Below are 18,234 nucleotides of genomic sequence, written 5' to 3' on the forward strand. Positions count from 1 at the left end.
AAGAACGGGAGGGGCCCTCTGTTCAGCGCGCCAGATATGACGCTAGCGTGGAGGCACCTTTGCACACGCGGGAGCTCGGAGCACCGGGCTGAGAGGGCGCTGACCTTCGTCCCAGCGATGTTTCACATGAAACATCGGCGGACGGAAGCCGCTGCGTCGACCGCCGAACCTGTTACCGGGTAATGCCGGCGTAGGGAGTAGGTCTCATGACCAACAAGGACGTACGCACGCCTGCCTCCAGCCAGACGGACGGGGCGCTCGCCCCTGCCGAAAGCGGCGAGGTCGGGAAGTCCATCGGCTGGCACAAGGGGTACGTCGAGGGTTCGCGCCCCGACCTGCGGGTGCCGGTTCGTCAGGTGCACCTCACCAACGGGCAGTCGGTCACGCTGTACGACACCTCCGGCCCGTACACCGATCCGACCGTCGAGACCGACGTACGCCGGGGCCTGGCACCCGTGCGCGAGAACTGGATCATCGCCCGCGGCGACACCGAGGAGTACGCGGGCCGCCCCGTCCGTCCCGAGGACGACGGGATCAAGCACACCTCGCCGCGCGGGGGACTCAGGAACCTCGACGCGGTCTTCCCGGGGAGGCCGCGCCAGCCGCGCCGGGGCCGGGACGGACAGGCGGTGACGCAACTCGCGTACGCCCGGCGCGGGGAGATCACACCCGAGATGGAGTTCGTGGCGGTCCGCGAGAACGTCGATCCGGAGGTCGTCCGCGAGGAGATCGCGGCGGGTCGCGCGGTCCTGCCGGCGAACGTCAACCACCCGGAGATCGAGCCGATGATCATCGGCAAGCGGTTCCTGGTGAAGGTCAACGCCAACATCGGCAATTCGGCGGTCACTTCCTCCATCGAGGAGGAGGTGGACAAAATGACCTGGGCGACCAAGTGGGGCGCCGACACGGTCATGGACCTGTCCACCGGCCGCAACATCCACACCACGCGCGAGTGGGTCCTGCGCAACTCCCCCGTCCCCATCGGCACCGTGCCGCTCTACCAGGCACTGGAGAAGGTCGACGGCCGCGCCGAGGAGCTGACCTGGGAGATCTACAAGGACACGGTCATCGAACAGGCCGAGCAGGGCGTGGACTACATGACGGTCCACGCCGGAGTGCGCCTCGCGTACGTGCCGCTCACCGCCAACCGCAAGACCGGAATCGTCTCGCGCGGCGGCTCGATCATGGCGGCCTGGTGCCTCGCGCACCACAAGGAGTCGTTCCTCTACGAGAACTTCGAGGAACTCTGCGAGATCCTCGCCGCCTACGACGTCACGTACTCGCTCGGCGACGGTCTGCGGCCGGGATCGATCGCGGACGCCAACGACGAGGCGCAGTTCGCGGAGCTGCGGACGCTCGGGGAACTCAACACGATCGCGAAGCGTTTCAATGTTCAGACCATGATCGAAGGCCCGGGACATGTCCCGATGCACAAGATCAAGGAGAACATCGACCTTCAGCAGGAGATCTGTGATGAAGCTCCGTTCTATACGCTCGGCCCGCTGACGACGGACGTCGCGCCGGCGTACGACCACATCACCTCCGGCATCGGTGCCGCGATGATCGCCTGGTGGGGCACGGCCATGCTCTGCTACGTCACGCCCAAGGAGCACTTGGGCCTGCCCAACCGTGACGACGTCAAGACCGGCGTCATCACCTACAAGATCGCCGCCCACGCAGCCGACCTCGCCAAGGGGCACCCAGGTGCGCAGGAGTGGGACGACGCGCTGTCCGACGCACGCTTCGAGTTCCGCTGGGACGACCAGTTCAACCTGGCTCTCGACCCGGACACGGCACGGGAGTTCCACGACGAGACCCTCCCGGCCGAACCCGCCAAGACGGCCCACTTCTGCTCCATGTGCGGCCCGAAGTTCTGCTCCATGAAGATCTCGCAGGACATCCGCCGTGAGCACGGAGGCACGAAGACGGAGATCGAGGAGGGCATGGCCCAGAAGTCGAAGGAGTTCGCGGCCGCGGGCAACCGGGTCTATCTGCCGCTGGCGGACTGAGGCCCGGCCGGAGCCGTCCGCTGCGCCGCAATGTGCAGCGGACGGAGCCGGGGCCGGGTTCTGTGGGCAGACTGGGCGCATGACACCGACCTTGATGAGCAAGGGCGGCAACCTGCCGGTTGACGCCGCCGCAGTGCAGGCCGTGCTCGGCTGGTCCGGGGGAGCCGGTGCGCCGGACGCCGATGCCTCGGCGCTGCTGCTCGGCGCCGACGGACGGGTGCGGGACGACGGCGACTTCGTCTTCTACAACCAGCCGCAGCACGCCTCCGGCGCCGTACGGCATCTCGGTAAGCAGTGGGCCGCCGGGGCGACGACGGACACGGTCGAGGTGGACCTGTCGGACCTGGAGCCGGGGATCGAGCGGGTCGTCCTGGGCGCCTCGGCCGACGGCGGGACTTTCGGCGACCTCGCCGGGCTGACGCTGAGGCTGCTCGACGCCGGGACGCAGGAGGAGATCGCGCGCTTCGAGATGGAGGCCACGACGGAGACGGCGTTCATCGGAGGCGAGCTGTATCTGCGTGCGGGCCGGTGGAAGTTCCGTGCGGTCGGGCAGGGGTACGCGTCCGGACTCGCGGGCCTCGCCACCGACTTCGGCATCAGCGTCGACGAGGAGACGGACACGGGGACTGGGGCTGCGACTGGGGCTGCGACTGGGGCTGCGACTGGGACTGGGACTGGGACTGGGACGGCGCAGGGTGCCGTCGGCGTCACTGGGGCCGCGGGGGCTGCGCAGACGGTCGTCCCGGCGTCTCCGCCCGGCGCCGCGCCGTCAGCTCCGGCTGCAGCCCCACCAACAGCCCCGCCCATGCCTCCCACACCTCCGGCGCCTTCCAGTCCCGTATCGCAACCGGCACCCCCCGTCCCCGTCTCTGCCTCCGCCCGGCGCCTCAGCAAGGGTGAGGAGCGGCTGCCCGTCGACATGCGCAAGCGGCTCTCCCTGCGCAAGGAGCACGTGGCGGTCAGTCTGAGGAAGCACGGTGCGGCAGGGGTGACGGCGCGGGTCCTCCTGGTTCTCGATGCCTCGGGCTCCATGTCGTTCCTGTACTCGAAGGGTGTCGTCGTGGACGTGGTGGAGCGGATGGCGGCGGTCTCCGCCCAGTTGGACGACGACGGGGTGATGCAGGCGTGGACGTTCGCCTCCAGCCCGGCGCGCCTGCCGGACCTGACCCTCGGTGAACTCCCGGAGTGGCTGGAGCTCCACGTACGGGTCGGCGAGCTGAGCCTCTTCCGCCGCAAGAAGCCGAAGAAGGGGCTGTTGCCCGGTCAGGTGGACATGCGGGCGGTGGGCATCCAGAACGAGGAACAGAAGGTGATCGCCGAAGTTCGCACGTATGTACGGGAGAATCCGGCTGTCGATCCCACGCTGGTGCTGTTCTTCTCCGACGGAGGGGTCTACCGCAACAAGGAGATCGAGAAGGAACTGCGCGAAGCGGTCGAGGAGCCGATCTTCTGGCAGTTCGTGGGACTGGGGCGGTCCAACTACGGCGTACTCGAACGGTTCGACACTCTGCCCGGCCGCCGCGTCGACAACGTCGGCTTCTTCGCGGTGGACGACATCAGCACCGTCCCGGACCCGGAGCTGTACGACCGGCTTCTGTCCGAGTTCCCGTCCTGGATCACCGCGGCGCGGCACCTGGGCATCGTGTGAACCCGCCGCTCGGTAGCGCGTATCTCCTGTCCCCGTAGCCGCGCATGCCGGAAGTCGGGCCCGCGTTCATGGGATGCGGGCCCGGCCTCCGGGCGTTACTCCGGCTGGTGCTCGGGCCCCCCGAAGTCCGGGCTGGTGAAGTCCGGGCTGGAGAAGCTCGGGCGCGGACCTGCCGCGGGCCCGCCGTCGGGGCTGCTGAACCCCGGCCGGTCGTAGCCGAGTTGCGGTATCCGGCTGGGCGCCGGTGAAGGACGGCGTCCCAGTGCTGCCGAGCCCGGATCGGCGAGTGCCTCCCGGAGGAACGGCAGGATGCCGCGCTCCAGCAGGGCGTCGTGCCAGGCTTCCCTGGCCCGGGCCACCTCCTCGTACAACTCGCCGCGCGCTCCGGCCTGGAGCGAGGAGGAGCTGTTGCGCAGCGCCGTCAGCAGCAGTCCGACCGCGGCGACCAGGATGGCGGCCGCGGTGATGGCGCCGAAGACCCATCCCGTGGTGAGGAGGGTCTTGGCGATGGTCGGCTCGGGGTCGAGCATCTTCAGGATGTAGCCCACGAGCAGGAAGATCACCGCGGCGGTGCCGGCGAGCAGGGGAGCGAGCACCGCGACGACGGCGATGGCGCCGGCCCCGGCGGTTTCGCCGACTTCTCCCATGGTGGTGGCGAGCCCCACCGCGGCCGTGCCCGGCTCCGCGGAACCGGTCTCCTCGCTCACGGTGGAGGGGGACTGCGCCGGCTGGCGCAGTTCCTCACGGACCTTCACGTAGTGCTGGTACTCCGTCGTCGCGGCCGCCGTGATCAGCACGGTGGCGTTGAGCGCCATGGTGCGCAGTTGTTCGGGGTTGAGCCGCTGTCCCACAGCGGCCAGTTCCGGGCGGTGTGGGGCGGAGCGCAGCGCCTCATCGAGGATCCGCTCGTATTCCTGGCGGTCCTCGCTCAGCAGGTGCTGCGGAACGCTGTTCATCTGCATCCCCCGATGCTCCGTAGGGCTTGGGGCTCGCACGCTGACGAGCCGTCGGGCAGAAACGGAGGGGAGCCTGCTACGGATAAGCCGATGGTAGAGCGGTGACGGCACGCGGTGACAGGGGGTTTCCGGAAATTGCCCTCTGGCCAGCGAAGTCCTTCGTGGCGGGACGCCTGCCCGTTGAGAGCTCAGCTATCCAGCGGAAGGTGCTGGACCAGCAGTTTTCCGGCCATGGTCACTCCGCCGTCCATGGCGATGGCCAGACCGTCGGCGTAGACGTGGGGTCCTTCGACCACGGGGCCCGCGTCGTCCTCGCCGTCCTCGGAGCCGACTTCGCCCAGAAGGTAGGGAATGGGGCTGTGACCATGCACGATACGGGTGCCGCCGTACGCGCCGAGCAGTTCACGGACGGCCTCGGCGCCGCCGTCGTCGCGGAAGGCGAAGCGCTTGGTGAACTTGCGGAAGAGGTCCCAGCACTCGTCCGCGTCGTTGCGGGTGAGGGTTTCGCGGACGGTGTCGTTGACGGCTTCGATGGAGTCGCCGTAGTCGAGGTAGGCGGTGGTGTCGGAGTGCACCAGGAGGTGCCCGTCTACCTGCTCCATGGCGTCGAGGCGGGCCATCCACTGCAAGTGGTGGTCCTGGAGGCGGTCCATGTCGGTCTTCTGGCCGCCGTTGAGCAGCCAGGCGGCCTGGAAGGTGGCGGTGCCCGCGCCGGAGTTGACGGGGGTGTCGCCGAACCGCTTGGCGCCGAGCAGCAGCAGCTCGTGGTTGCCCATGAGCGCCTTGCAGTAGCCGCCGGCCGCGGCTGCCTCGGCGGACAGCCGCATCACGAGGTCGATGACGCCGATGCCGTCCGGGCCGCGATCGGTGAAGTCGCCGAGGAACCACAGCCGGGCGGTGCCGGCGGACCAGTGGCCCGAGGAGTCGATCAGGCCCTGCTCGTGGAGCGCGAGGACCAGCTCGTCGAGGTAGCCGTGCACGTCACCCACGACGTACAGCGGGCCGGGCCCGTCGCCCGGCGGCGGAGCCGGTACGGCCTCGGGGTCGACGGCCACCTGAACCGTGTCACCCCGGTTGATGACGGGCAGATCGCGCCGCGTGGGCGTGTACCCCTCGGCGGCGGCCGGGGTGACGGCCTCGCCGGGGGGTGTGCTCTGCGCGTACGGACCGGTCTCGTGGACGTATGCGGGCACCCGGAAGTCGCGCAATGTGTCCGTCCGCACCACCTCGGGTCCCTGACCGGCCCCCTGAGTCATCGACCCCTCCACCACCATCGCGCCGCATCTGCACCGGATCGGACTGCCTGGTCGCAGCGGCCCGCGGTGTCGTGGGCCCATCATAGGAATGCGGATCGCGCCATGTGATGACCCAGGGGTGGTGAATCGGAGAAGGACCCCAGTTCACCGGGGTTTTCGCCCGAATTGGGCGGGGCTATCCACAGGAGGCGTCGAGTGGACGCCCCGTCGGAAGTCCGCGGGGCGTCGGCCATCGGTCGCCGACGCCCGCAACCGCTTACTCCTCCTCGGGAGATCGGGGCGGACTGACCGTCGTTCGCGGCGAGCGGCGCTCGGAGGACGTCCGCACGATCAGCTCGGTCGGTATCACCTGTTCGACCGGTTGGTCCGATTCGAGTCCCTCGATGGCGTCGATGAGGAGCTGCACCACCGCGGTGCCGATCCGGCGCGGTTTGAGGGACAGGGTCGTGATGGGCGGCTCGGTGCCGGCGTAGACGGTGGACTCGCTGCAGCAGACGATGAGCAGGTCGTCCGGTACGCGCAGACCGTAGCGTCGGGCCGCGGCGAGCAGGTCGGTGCCGTTGGGGTCGAAGAGCCCGTAGACGGCGTCGGGGCGGTCGGGCCGGGCGAGCAGCCGGTCGGCGGCTACGGCGCCCGCGCACGGATCGTGCGCCGGATAGGCCTCGTACACCGGATCCTGGCCCACCCGCTCGCACCAGCGCAGGTATGCGGTCGTGGAGAGGTGGGTGTAGGTGTCGGTGGTGGTGCCGGTCAGGAGGCCGATGCGGCGGGCGCCGGCGTCGGCCAGATGGTCGAGGATGCCGAGGACGGCGGCCTCGTGGTCGTTGTCGACCCAGGCGGTGACGGGGAGCGCGCCGGCGGGGCGGCCGTCGGAGACGACCGGTAAGCCCTGCCGGACCAGCTCGCTGACCACCGGGTCCTGGTCGGACGGGTCGATGACGACCGTGCCGTCCAGGGCTACGTTCGACCACACGTCGTGGCGCGAGGTCGCGGGGAGGATGACCAGGGCGTAGCCCCGGGCGAGCGCGGCCGAGGTGGCGGCTCTCGCCATCTCCGCGAAGTACGCGAACTCGGTGAAGGTGAAAGGTTCATCCCCGTACGTCGTCACGGTCAGGCCGATGAGGCCCGACTTGCCGGTACGGAGGGTTCGGGCCGCGGCCGACGGGCGATAGCCCAGCCGGTCGGCGACCTCGCGGACATGGCGTCGGGTGGCGTCCGGGAGCCGGCCCTTGCCGTTGAGGGCGTCGGAGACAGTCGTGATCGAGACTCCGGCGGCCGCGGCCACGTCTCTGATGCCTGCCCGGCCCGGCCGACCGCCTCGGCGGGTGGTCTCCGCCCGGCTCACCTGGTGCTTCCCTGCTGCTGTCATGGCGAGCCGATAGTAGGGCTCATGCGGTGGGGTAGTGCGGACGCATATGCACTCGTTGACAGGCACGTTTCTGCATGGTCATTCCACTACAACTGCCTTGGAAACAAAGGGAGTTGAACGATCCAATGGCAGGACGTGACTTGTCGGCACGCATGGGCCTGCCAAGTTGGCGATGTTTCGAAGAGGTCTCAACTCACCTTCACGAGCGATGCGCGCCACGGAGTGAGCTACCGGCGCGTGCCGAAACGAACGGCGCGCCCCCCTTTCGTACGCCTTCGTGCGCTGATGCCCGTGGGGCGCATGTGGTTGTCCACAGGGCATTCGCACCGGCGCTGAATCCTCATAAGGTGAGAAGTATTGGAAGCCGGTGGCGATGATGAGCCGGTGAGGGTCACGAGGAGGACTGCGGTGAGCGAGACGAGCCCCAAGCTGCGTGCCGAGTTGGCGGGAATCCCCACCTACAAGCCCGGCAAGCCCGCCGCGGCCGGGGGTCCGGTGGCGTACAAGCTGTCCTCCAACGAGAACCCCTATCCGCCGCTGCCCGGCGTGATGGAGAGCGTGACCGCCGCGGCCGGCAGCTTCAACCGGTACCCGGACATGGCGTGCACCGGACTGATGAACGAGCTGTCGGAGCGCTTCGGAGTCCCGCTCTCCGACCTGGCCACCGGCACCGGCTCGGTCGGGGTCGCACAGCAGCTGCTGCAGGCCACCAGCGGCCCCGGCGACGAGGTCATCTACGCCTGGCGGTCCTTCGAGGCGTACCCGATCATCACGCAGGTCAGCGGCGCGACCTCGGTGAAGGTGCCGCTGACGCCGGGCGATGTGCACGACCTCGACGCGATGGCGGACGCGATCACCGACCGGACCCGGCTGATCTTCGTCTGCAACCCGAACAACCCGACCGGCACCGTGGTGCGCCGGGCCGAGCTGGAGCGGTTCCTCGACCGGGTGCCCGGTGACGTGCTGGTCGTGCTCGACGAGGCCTACCGCGAGTTCATCCGCGACAACGACGTGCCGGACGGTGTCGAGCTCTACCGCGAGCGCCCGAACGTCTGTGTGCTGCGCACGTTCTCCAAGGCGTACGGCCTCGCGGGTCTGCGCGTCGGCTTCGCGATCGCCCACGAGCCGGTGGCGGCGGCGCTGCGCAAGACAGCGGTGCCTTTCGGCGTGAGCCAGCTGGCGCAGGACGCGGCGGTCGCCTCGCTGCGCGCCGAGGACGAGCTGCTCGGCCGGGTCGGCTCGCTCGTGTGCGAGCGCACGCGCGTGGTCGAGGCGCTGCGCGGCCAGGGGTGGACGGTGCCGGAGACGCAGGCCAACTTCGTGTGGCTGCGGCTGGGGGAGCGCACGCTCGACTTCGCGGCCGCCTGCGAGCAGGCCGGGGTCGTGGTGCGGCCCTTCGCCGGGGAGGGAGTGCGGGTGACCATCGGCGAGACCGAGGCGAACGACATCTTCCTGAAGGTGACGGAGGGGTTCCGCAAGGAGCTCTGAGCCGGGCTCATGCCCAGTCCCCCAGGAGACTCCTCGCGTCGCAAGGGTGGGCTGTGGAGGCGAGCGGCTGTGCCCGGGCGGGTGCCCGGGCCGGCTGTTCGCGGTGCCCGGGACCAGCTGTTCGCGGCGCCAGGGCCGACCGGTCCACAGCGAGGTACCCCCCGCCTCTCCATTGTCGAACGGGTATGCGGCATACTTGCTTGTGAATGTGAACGCGTTCACAAGCGTGTCCCGGTTGCTCCTGTGATGTGTGTGATCAACGGGGCAAACTGCGTGTGGCCGCGGCGACGTAAGGAGACTGACGACGTGGAATTGGCTTTGGCGCCGGAGACGCTGGCGCGATGGCAGTTCGGCATCACCACCGTCTACCACTTCCTCTTCGTCCCCCTGACGATCTCTCTCGCCGCGCTCACCGCCGGCCTGCAGACCGCCTGGGTGCGCACGGAGAACGAGAAGTACCTCAGGGCCACCAAGTTCTGGGGCAAGCTCTTCCTGATCAACATCGCGATGGGCGTCGTCACCGGCATCGTGCAGGAGTTCCAGTTCGGCATGAACTGGTCCGACTACTCGCGCTTCGTCGGTGACATCTTCGGCGCACCGCTCGCCTTCGAGGCCCTCATCGCCTTCTTCTTCGAGTCCACCTTCATCGGGCTGTGGATCTTCGGCTGGGACAAGCTGCCGAAGAGGATCCACCTCGCCTGCATCTGGATGGTCTCGATCGGCACGATCCTGTCGGCGTACTTCATCCTCGCTGCCAACTCGTGGATGCAGCACCCCGTCGGCTACCGGATCAACAAGGCGAGGGGCCGCGCCGAACTCACCGACTTCTGGCACGTCCTGACCCAGAACACCGCTCTCGCCCAGGCCTTCCACACGCTCTCGGCGGCCTTCCTCACGGGCGGGGCCTTCATGGTCGGCATCGCCGCCTTCCATCTGACCCGCAAGAAGCACATCCCCGTGATGAAGACCTCGCTGCGACTCGGCCTGGTCACCGTCGTCATCGCCGGAATGCTCACCGCGATCAGCGGTGACACCCTCGGCAAGGTCATGTTCAAGCAGCAGCCGATGAAGATGGCCGCGGCCGAGGCACTGTGGGACGGAGAGGGACCCGCACCCTTCTCGGTCTTCGCCTACGGCGACGTCGCCGCCGGACACAACAAGGTTGCCATAGACATCCCGGGGCTGCTGTCCTTCCTCGCCAACGACGACTTCAGCTCGTACGTCCCCGGCATCAACGACGTCAACAAGTCCGAGCAGCAGAAGTTCGGGCCCGGTGACTACCGGCCGAACATCCCGGTCGCGTACTGGGGCTTCCGCTGGATGATCGGCTTCGGCATGACGTCCTTCGCCATCGGCCTGGCCGGACTCTGGCTGACCAGGAAGAAGTTCATGCTGCCGCAGCATCTGAGGGTCGGTGACGACGAGGTGCCGCATCTGGTCCTCTTCCGGAAGAAGGCGCTCGGTCCGACGCTCACCAAGTGGTACTGGCGCCTCGCGATCCTGACGCTGGGCTTCCCGCTGATCGCCAACTCCTGGGGCTGGATCTTCACCGAGATGGGCCGTCAGCCGTGGGTCGTCTACGGCGTGCTGCAGACCCGGGACGCGGTCTCCCCCGGTGTCTCGCAGGGCGAGGTGCTCACCTCGATGCTGGTCTTCACGGCGCTCTACGCGATCCTCGCCGTCGTCGAGGTCAAGCTGCTCGTGAAGTACGTCAAGGCCGGCCCGCCCGAGCTCACCGAGGCCGACCTCAACCCGCCCACGAAGATCGGCGGCGACACCCGTGACGCCGACAAGCCGATGGCCTTCTCGTACTAGGCCCAGGGAGCTGCTGAGTCATGGAACTTCACGACGTCTGGTTCGTCCTCATCGCGGTCCTCTGGATCGGATACTTCTTCCTGGAGGGCTTCGACTTCGGGGTTGGCATCCTCACCAAGCTGCTGGCCCGTGACCGTGCCGAGAAGCGGGTGCTGATCAACACGATCGGGCCCGTCTGGGACGGCAACGAGGTGTGGCTGCTCACGGCGGGCGGTGCGACCTTCGCCGCCTTCCCGGAGTGGTACGCCACGCTCTTCTCCGGCTTCTATCTGCCGCTGCTGGTCATCCTGGTCTGCCTGATCGTGCGCGGTGTCGCCTTCGAGTACCGCGCCAAGCGGCCCGAGGAGAACTGGCAGCGCAACTGGGAGACGGCGATCTTCTGGACCTCGCTGATCCCGGCGTTCCTGTGGGGCGTGGCCTTCGGCAACATCGTGCGCGGAGTGAAGATCGACGCCAGCTTCGAGTACGTGGGCAACCTCTGGGACCTGCTCAACCCGTACGCGCTGCTGGGCGGTCTGGTCACGCTGACGCTGTTCACCTTCCACGGGACGGTGTTCGTCGGTCTCAAGACCGTCGGGGACATCCGGGTGCGGGCGCGGAAGCTGGCGCTGCGACTCGGGCTCGTGACTGCCGTCCTGGCGCTGGTCTTCCTGTTCTGGACGCAGGCCGACAACGGAGACGGAAAGTCGCTGGTCGCCCTGGTGGTGGCGGTCGTCGCCCTGGTCGTGGCGCTGATCATGGTCAATGCGGGGCGGGAGGGCTGGGCGTTCGCGCTGTCGGGACTCACCATCGTGGCGGCCGTCGCGATGCTCTTCCTGACGCTCTTCCCGAACGTCATGCCCTCGTCGCTCAACGACGAGTGGAGCCTGACCGTCACCAACGCCTCGTCGAGTCCGTACACCCTGAAGATCATGACCTGGTGCGCGGGGATCGCGACGCCGCTCGTCCTGCTCTACCAGAGCTGGACCTACTGGGTGTTCCGCAAGCGGATCGGTACGCAGCACATCGCCGCGGATGTCGCGCACTGAGGCCGGTGTATCGAGTCCTACGCGCTGGTCTCGCGCACAGAGTCCGACGCACGGCATGTTTCACGTGAAACATGCCTGACGAGCCAAGGGTGTGTTTCACGTGAAACCAATTGATCCGCGTCTGCTCCGGTACGCCCGCGCCACACGCTTCTTCCTCGCGGCGGTCGTGGCACTGGGGGTCGCCGGAGCGGCGCTGGTCATTGCCCAGGCGATGCTCATCGCCGAGGTGGTGGTGGGCGCCTTCCAGCACGGGATGTCGGTCACCGAACTGCGTACACCGCTGGCCCTGCTGGCAGCGGTCGCCATGGGCCGTGCGGCCGTCGCGTGGCTCACCGAACTCGCCGCGCACCGGGCGAGCGCGGCGGTGAAGTCGGAGCTGCGCGGGCGGCTCCTGGAGCGCGCCACGCGGCTCGGCCCGGGGTGGCTGAGCGGACAGCGCACGGGCTCGCTGGTCGCCCTCGCCACACGGGGAGTCGACGCACTCGACGACTACTTCTCGCGCTATCTCCCGCAGTTGGGGCTCGCGATCGTGGTCCCGGTGGCCGTGCTCGCGCGGATCGTCACCGAGGACTGGGTGTCCGCGGCGATCATCGTCGGCACCCTGCCGCTGATCCCCCTCTTCATGATCCTGATCGGCTGGGCCACGCGCTCGCAGATGGACCGTCAGTGGCGGCTGCTGTCACGGCTGTCGGGACACTTCCTGGACGTGGTGGCGGGACTGCCCACGCTCAAGGTGTTCGGCCGGGCCAAGGCGCAGGCCGAGTCGATCAAGCGGATCACCGGCGAGTACCGCCAGGCGACCATGCGGACGCTGCGGATCGCCTTCCTGTCGTCCTTCGCACTGGAACTGCTCGCCACGATCTCGGTCGCCCTGGTCGCGGTGACCATTGGAATGCGGCTCGTCCACGGCGAGATGGACCTCTATGTGGGCCTCGTCATCCTCGTCCTGGCGCCCGAGGCGTATCTGCCGCTGCGGCAGGTGGGAGCGCAGTATCACGCTGCCGCGGAGGGACTCGCGGCGGCGGAGGAGATCTTCGCCGTCCTGGAGACGTCACTCCCGGAGCCCGGCACCGCGGTCGTGGGGGACGGGGAGATCTCTTTCGCCGGGGTCTCGGTCCGCTACCCGGGGCGAGCGACGGACGCCGTCTCGCAAGCCTCCTTCTCGGTCGAGCCCGGGGAGACGGTCGCCCTCGTCGGCCCGAGCGGCGCCGGCAAGACCACGCTGCTGAACGTCCTGCTGGGCTTTGTGGAGCCGACCGCCGGACACGTGCGCGTCGGGGGAGTCGATCTCGCCGCGGCCGATCCGGAGCAGTGGCGCTCACGCGTCGCGTGGGTTCCGCAGCGGCCCCATCTGTACGCCGGATCCATTGCCGAGAACGTCCGGCTCGCACGGCCCGACGCCGACGACGCCGCGGTGCGCAGTGCCCTCTCCGACGCCGGAGCCCTGACATTCGTGGACGCGCTGCCCGACGGGACCGAAACGGTCCTCGGCGAGGACGGTGCGGGACTCTCCGCAGGCCAGCGGCAACGGCTCGCGCTCGCTCGGGCGTTCCTCGCGGACCGGCCGGTCCTGCTGCTCGACGAACCGACGGCCGCGCTCGACGGTGCGACGGAGGCGGAGGTCGTCGACGCGGTGCGCAGGCTCGCCGTGGGGCGGACGGTCCTGCTCGTCGTGCACCGGCCCGCGCTACTGGCGGTTGCGGACCGGGTGGTGCGACTGGAGGCCACGGAGGAGGGCCACGGCGCCTCCGCGGCCGTCCGGTCGCCGCTTCACCAGGACGACTTCGGCGCCTTTGAGGCCGCGAACCCGGAGGAGACCGAGGGCGCTGCCGACGCGGACAGTGCCCTACGGCATGGCGTGCTCGGACGGGTCCGTGCCATGGCCGGAGCCCGGCGCGGCCGGCTCGCGTTGGCCCTCCTGCTCGGCGCTCTCGCGCTGGGCAGCGCCGTCGGGCTGATGGCCACCTCCGGGTGGCTCATCTCACGGGCCTCCCAGCAGCCCCCGGTGCTGTATCTGATGGTGGCCGTGACAGCGACGCGGACGTTCGGCATCGGGCGGGCCGTCTTCCGCTACACCGAGCGGCTCGTGTCGCACGACGCGGTGCTGCGGATGCTGGCCGACACCAGGGTCGCGGTCTATCGGCGCCTCGAACGGCTCGCGCCCGCCGGGCTGCGCACGACCCGGCGCGGCGATCTCCTGTCGCGGCTCGTCGCCGACGTGGACACGCTGCAGGACTACTGGCTGCGGTGGCTGCTGCCCGCCGGGGCCGCGGCGGTCGTGTCCGCGGCGTCCGTCGCCTTCACCGTCTGGCTGCTGCCCGCGGCCGGGGCCGTCCTCGCCGCCGGGCTGCTGGCCGCCGGGGTCGGCGTCCCGCTCGTGACCGGCGCCGTAGCGCGCCGCGCGGAACGCCGGCTGGCTCCCGCGCGAGGCGTCCTGGCGACCCGGGTGGCCGACCTCCTCACGGGAACGGCCGAGTTGACGGTCGCGGGCGCGCTGCCCGCCCGTACCGCACAGGCACGGCAGGCCGACACCGTCCTCACCCGCATCGCCTCCCGAGCCGCCACCGCCACTGCCCTCGGCGACGGGCTCACCGCGCTCGTGTCGGGGCTGACCGTGACGGCCACGGCCCTCGTGGGCGCCCAGGCGGTCGCCGCCGGGCGGCTGAGCGGTGTGGCGATGGCCGTGGTCGTCCTCACCCCGCTGGCCGCGTTCGAGGCCGTCCTGGGGATGCCGCTCGCCGTCCAGTACCGGCAGCGGGTGCACAAGAGCGCGGAGCGCGTGTACGAGGTGCTGGACGCGCCCGACCCCGTACGCGAACCGGAGCGGCCCCGGCCGACGCCCGCGTCCCCCTTCCCGCTTGTCCTCAAGGGCATCGACGCCCGCTACGGAGGACAGGACCGGGACGCGCTCGCCGGAGTCGACCTCACGCTCGGACAGGGCCGCAGGATCGCCGTCGTTGGCCCCTCCGGGTCCGGTAAGACGACGCTCGCGCAGGTGCTGCTGCGGTTCCTGGACGAGAACGCCGGGACCTACACGCTTGGGGGCACGGACGCCCGCGAGATGGACACCGACGCCGTACGCCGCATGGTCGGGCTCTGTGCCCAGGACGCGCACCTCTTCGACAGCTCGGTGCGCGAGAACCTGCTGCTGGCCCGCAGGGACGCGACCGAGGCCGAGCTGCGCACCGCGCTCGCGCGAGCCCGGCTCCTCGACTGGGCGGACGGACTGCCCGACGGGCTGGACACGATGATCGGCGAGCACGGGGCCCGGCTGTCCGGCGGGCAGCGGCAGCGGCTGGCGCTCGCCCGCGCCCTGCTCGCCGACTTCCCCGTCCTCGTCCTGGACGAGCCCGCGGAACACCTCGACCTGCCGACGGCGGACGCACTCACGGCGGATCTGCTGGCCGCGACCGAAGGCCGTACGACACTGCTGATCACGCACCGGCTGGCCGGGCTGGACGCGGTCGACGAGGTCGTCGTGCTGGCGGAGGGGCGCGTGGTGCAGCGGGGTCCGTTCGCGGAACTGGCCGTCGTGGACGGGCCGTTGCGCGCGATGGTCGAGCAGGAGGCGGCGGGAGAGCTGCTGGTGGGAGCAGCTCGACCATAGAATTCCGACTTTCCCTTATATAAAGGACTAACTACTCTCAAGGCATGTCAGCAGCCTCCGCCTCGCCCGCCCCCGAAGGCAGCCCGGACGCGGCGGCCCCGGCAACCCGCAACGGTCACGGCCTGTCCGGAGGGCTGAGCGCGCGCGTGCCGCAGCTGCTGGAGGCGATGCGGTCGGTCGGCACCGGGCTGGAGCTGCACTCCACGCTGGACAGGATCTGCGAGACGGCGGCCGAGCTGGCGGGCGCGCGGTACGCGGCCATCGGGGTCGCCGGCGAGGACGGGGAAGGACTCACGGACTTCGTCTTCCACGGGGCCGACGAGGAGACCGCCCGGCTGATCGGACGGCTGCCCGACGGACGGACGGGTCTCCTCGGGGCACTGATCCACGACCCGGAACCGGTGAAGCTCACGGATCTGACCGAGGATCCGCGCTCGTGCGGATTCCCTGAGCACCACCCGACGATGCGCCGCTTCCTGGGAGTGCCCATCCGGGTCCAGGGCGAGATCTTCGGCAATCTCTACGTCACCGAGAAGCACGGCGGCGCACCGTTCGACGACTACGACCTCGACATGGTCCGGGTGCTCGCCACGGAGGCCGGCATCGCCATCGGCAACGCCCGGCTGTACGAGGCCGCTCAGCAGCGCGAACGCTGGATCGACGGCTCGGTGGCCGTCACCACGGCACTGCTCTCGGGCGGCGACGCGGACGACGCCCTCCAGGTCGTCGCCGAACAGGCCCGAAGGCTCTCCGGCTCGGCGGCCGGGATCGTGCTGCTGCCCGCCGCGGAGGGCGGCCTGGAGATCGTCGCCGTCGCCGCGGAGCACCCCTCCAAGGTGCTCGGCGTGGTCATTCCGCCCGAGAGCGAGCTGGTGGCCGAACTCCTCGACGGTGAGGCCGTGTTCGTCGAGGACGCGGCCACCGACCCACGCATGCCCACCGATCTCGCCCGCGCCTTCGGGCCCACCATGATGCTGCCGCTGCAGAGCGGCGGCCGGGTGCTCGGGAGCCTCGTCACCCCGCGGGCCCGCGGCGGCTGCCCGTTCACCGAGACCGAGCGCACGCTCGCGGCGCGGTTTGCCGCGCAGGCCGCGCTCGCGCTGATGATGGCCGAGGCGCAGCGCGACCGGGAGCGGCTCGCGGTGTACGAGGACCGTGACCGAATCGCCCGTGACCTGCACGACCTCGTCATCCAGCGGTTGTTCGCCACCGGGATGATGCTGGAGAGCGCCCAGCGGCGGTCGGTGGTGCCCGACGTGCAGAAGGGCGTGGGCAAGGCCGTCGACGAACTCGACGTGACGATCCAGGAGATCCGCACCGCCGTCTTCGCGTTGCAGGAGGGGCCCGCCGAGGTGCCGTCGGGCCTGAGCACCCGCGTCCTGCGCGAGATCAAGACGGCCGCAGTACCCCTCGGCTTCAGGCCTTCGCACCGCTTCGTCGGCCCCGTCGACACCGCGGTCGGCGAGCTGACCGGCAAGAACCTCATCGCGGCTCTGCGCGAGACCCTCTCCAACGCCTTCCGGCACGCCGGCGCCTCCCGCATCGACGTCGTCGTCGACGCGAGTGCGCTCCTGCCGGACGGACGGCCGGGCGTAAGGCTCACCGTCACGGACGACGGCGTCGGCATCCCCGACGGCGGCAGGCGCAGCGGCCTGCGCAACCTCAAGCGGCGCGCCGAGTCCCTGGGCGGCGACAGCTGGTTCGGACCGGGTGCCGGTGAGGACGAGGGCCGGAGCGGCGCGGTGGTGGTGTGGCAGGCGCCGCACTGACCACGTCACCGTGCCGACCGCCCCACTGACCACGTCACCGTGCCGCCCGCCGTACTGACGCCTGGTACGCCCCATGGCAGGCCGCCTTCGCTCCCCCGCTCAACACGCCCGGACCACACCCCTGTTCGGCCGAGTCCGCTGGGCCGAACAGGGGCGTCGTGTCCCCCAGGCGTACGACTTGAACAGGACCGTGGCCCCGGACGCAGGACACGATCGCTGACATGCGCTCACTTCGCCGCCATCCCCTGCTCGTGCCGGCGCTGCTGTGCGCGCTCGTGGTGGCCGTGACCCGGCCCGCGGACGCCGAGGGCGAGTCGGGCGACGACTCCGGCCTCAGTGCCCAGGTGGCGCGGCTGTACGAGGACGCCTCCCTCGCGGCGCAGCAGTACGAGGCGGGCCGGAAGGAAGCCGACGCACAGCGGACCAGGGCGCAACGCCTCGAACAGCTTCTGGCGCGCGAACGGCAGGACATCGCGGTGCTGCACGAGGACCTCGGCCGGATCGCGCGCACCCAGTACCGGCAGGGCGGCGACCTCCCGTACACGGCGCAGCTGCTGCTCGCGGACAGCCCCGAGGAGCTGATGCGCGGTCAGCGCGCCGTGTGGCAGGCGGATCTGGCGGTGAACAACGCGGTCGCCAAGAGCCGCCGGGCCGAGGCCAGACTCGCCACCGACGAGGCGAAGGCCGCGTCGCAGTGGCAGGCACTGGAGAAGCGCAGCGGCGAACTGGCCGAGATCAAGCGGACCGTCGCAGCAAAGCTCGACGAGGCGCGTTCGGCGCTCCAGGGCCGGGCGGACGCCTCCGTGGCGGCGGGCTCGTGCCGTGGCTCCGTACGTCTGGACCAGCCCGATGCGGGCTCCACGCGCGCGTGGGTCGCGCCGGTGGAGACGTACGAACTCTCCGCGGGCTTCGGCAGCGGGGGCGAGCGCTGGGCGCACCGGCACACCGGGCAGGACTTCGCGGTACCCATCGGCACGCCGGTGCGGGCGGTCGGTGCGGGCCGTGTGGTGAAGGTTTCCTGCGGCGGTGCCTTCGGCATCGAGATCGTGATCCGGCATGAGGGCGGCTACTACACGCAGTACGCGCATCTCGCCGCCGTCACCGTCGACCAGGGGGAGCGGGTGGGGCCCGGGCAGTGGATCGGGCAGTCGGGAACGACCGGCAACTCGACCGGGCCGCACCTGCACTTCGAGGTACGGGTCACGCCGGAACTGGGCTCGGGCGTCGACCCCGTGCCGTGGCTGGCCGAGCACGGGGTCCCGCTGTAGGCGACCGCGGTCCGGCCGCGG

At 70.0% G+C, this 18,234-nt stretch carries 11 protein-coding genes and 1 riboswitch; of the genes, 8 read left to right on the top strand and 3 right to left on the bottom strand.

Going from position 1 to position 18,234, the window contains the following annotated elements:
* Positions 1-57: 57 nt before the first annotated feature.
* Positions 58-214: riboswitch (TPP riboswitch) on the top strand.
* Positions 207-2,009, top strand: coding sequence for a phosphomethylpyrimidine synthase ThiC (gene thiC, locus ABZS97_RS01290; protein WP_356132073.1), 1,803 nt, complete (start codon positions 207-209; stop codon positions 2,007-2,009). (Overlaps the previous riboswitch by 8 nt.)
* Positions 2,010-2,088: 79 nt before the next feature.
* Entirely contained in the window at positions 2,089-3,657 is a 1,569-nt protein-coding gene (locus ABZS97_RS01295) for a VWA domain-containing protein (protein ID WP_356132076.1), read from the top strand.
* Positions 3,658-3,752: 95 nt separating this feature from the next.
* Here the strand turns inward: ABZS97_RS01295 and ABZS97_RS01300 are convergent, their stop codons facing one another.
* The 3 genes from ABZS97_RS01300 to ABZS97_RS01310 form a co-directional block, all read right to left on the bottom strand.
* Positions 3,753-4,619, bottom strand: coding sequence for a hypothetical protein (locus ABZS97_RS01300; protein WP_356132078.1), 867 nt, complete (start codon positions 4,617-4,619; stop codon positions 3,753-3,755).
* 182 nt (positions 4,620-4,801) lie between these two features.
* Positions 4,802-5,869 (bottom strand): metallophosphoesterase, encoded by a 1,068-nt coding sequence (locus ABZS97_RS01305; RefSeq protein WP_356132081.1) that lies wholly within the window; start codon positions 5,867-5,869, stop codon positions 4,802-4,804.
* 256 nt (positions 5,870-6,125) lie between these two features.
* The gene (locus tag ABZS97_RS01310) at positions 6,126-7,238 is read right to left on the bottom strand and encodes a LacI family DNA-binding transcriptional regulator (RefSeq protein ID WP_356132084.1); all 1,113 of its coding nucleotides are present in this window, start codon (positions 7,236-7,238) and stop codon (positions 6,126-6,128) included.
* A gap of 408 nt (positions 7,239-7,646) precedes the next feature.
* Here ABZS97_RS01310 and hisC point away from each other — a divergent pair, with 408 nt between their 5' ends.
* The 6 genes from hisC (at position 7,647) to ABZS97_RS01340 (ending at position 18,213) form a co-directional block, all read left to right on the top strand.
* On the top strand, positions 7,647-8,726 hold the full coding sequence (gene hisC / locus ABZS97_RS01315; protein WP_356132087.1) for a histidinol-phosphate transaminase: 1,080 nt from the start codon (positions 7,647-7,649) through the stop codon (positions 8,724-8,726).
* Between the two features lie 306 nt (positions 8,727-9,032).
* On the top strand, positions 9,033-10,541 hold the full coding sequence (locus tag ABZS97_RS01320) for a cytochrome ubiquinol oxidase subunit I (protein WP_356132090.1): 1,509 nt from the start codon (positions 9,033-9,035) through the stop codon (positions 10,539-10,541).
* Positions 10,542-10,561: 20 nt separating this feature from the next.
* Complete coding sequence (cydB, locus tag ABZS97_RS01325; RefSeq protein ID WP_356132093.1) at positions 10,562-11,569, top strand: cytochrome d ubiquinol oxidase subunit II; 1,008 nt, start codon at positions 10,562-10,564, stop codon at positions 11,567-11,569.
* A 100-nt stretch (positions 11,570-11,669) separates the two neighbouring features.
* On the top strand, positions 11,670-15,176 hold the full coding sequence (gene cydD, locus ABZS97_RS01330) for a thiol reductant ABC exporter subunit CydD (protein ID WP_356132096.1): 3,507 nt from the start codon (positions 11,670-11,672) through the stop codon (positions 15,174-15,176).
* Positions 15,177-15,220: 44 nt separating this feature from the next.
* Positions 15,221-16,945: a GAF domain-containing protein gene (locus ABZS97_RS01335; protein ID WP_356132099.1), complete on the top strand. Its 1,725-nt coding sequence runs from the start codon at positions 15,221-15,223 to the stop codon at positions 16,943-16,945.
* Positions 16,946-17,166: 221 nt separating this feature from the next.
* Positions 17,167-18,213, top strand: coding sequence for a M23 family metallopeptidase (locus ABZS97_RS01340; protein WP_356132103.1), 1,047 nt, complete (start codon positions 17,167-17,169; stop codon positions 18,211-18,213).
* Positions 18,214-18,234: the final 21 nt, after the last annotated feature.

The sequence above is a fragment of the Streptomyces sp. NPDC005485 genome, from assembly GCF_040606085.1.
In the GTDB taxonomy this organism is placed as follows: Bacteria; Actinomycetota; Actinomycetes; order Streptomycetales; family Streptomycetaceae; genus Streptomyces.

What these genes read in the sequence shown, in the direction of transcription:
- thiC (WP_356132073.1), top strand. Translation starts at nt 207, where the DNA reads ATGACCAACAAGGACGTACGCACGCCTGCCTCCAGCCAGACGGACGGG.
- ABZS97_RS01295 (WP_356132076.1), top strand. Translation starts at nt 2,089, where the DNA reads ATGACACCGACCTTGATGAGCAAGGGCGGCAACCTGCCGGTTGACGCC.
- ABZS97_RS01300 (WP_356132078.1), bottom strand. Translation starts at nt 4,619, where the DNA reads ATGCAGATGAACAGCGTTCCGCAGCACCTGCTGAGCGAGGACCGCCAG.
- ABZS97_RS01305 (WP_356132081.1), bottom strand. Translation starts at nt 5,869, where the DNA reads ATGACTCAGGGGGCCGGTCAGGGACCCGAGGTGGTGCGGACGGACACA.
- ABZS97_RS01310 (WP_356132084.1), bottom strand. Translation starts at nt 7,238, where the DNA reads ATGACAGCAGCAGGGAAGCACCAGGTGAGCCGGGCGGAGACCACCCGC.
- cydB (WP_356132093.1), top strand. Translation starts at nt 10,562, where the DNA reads ATGGAACTTCACGACGTCTGGTTCGTCCTCATCGCGGTCCTCTGGATC.
- ABZS97_RS01335 (WP_356132099.1), top strand. Translation starts at nt 15,221, where the DNA reads ATGTCAGCAGCCTCCGCCTCGCCCGCCCCCGAAGGCAGCCCGGACGCG.
- ABZS97_RS01340 (WP_356132103.1), top strand. Translation starts at nt 17,167, where the DNA reads ATGCGCTCACTTCGCCGCCATCCCCTGCTCGTGCCGGCGCTGCTGTGC.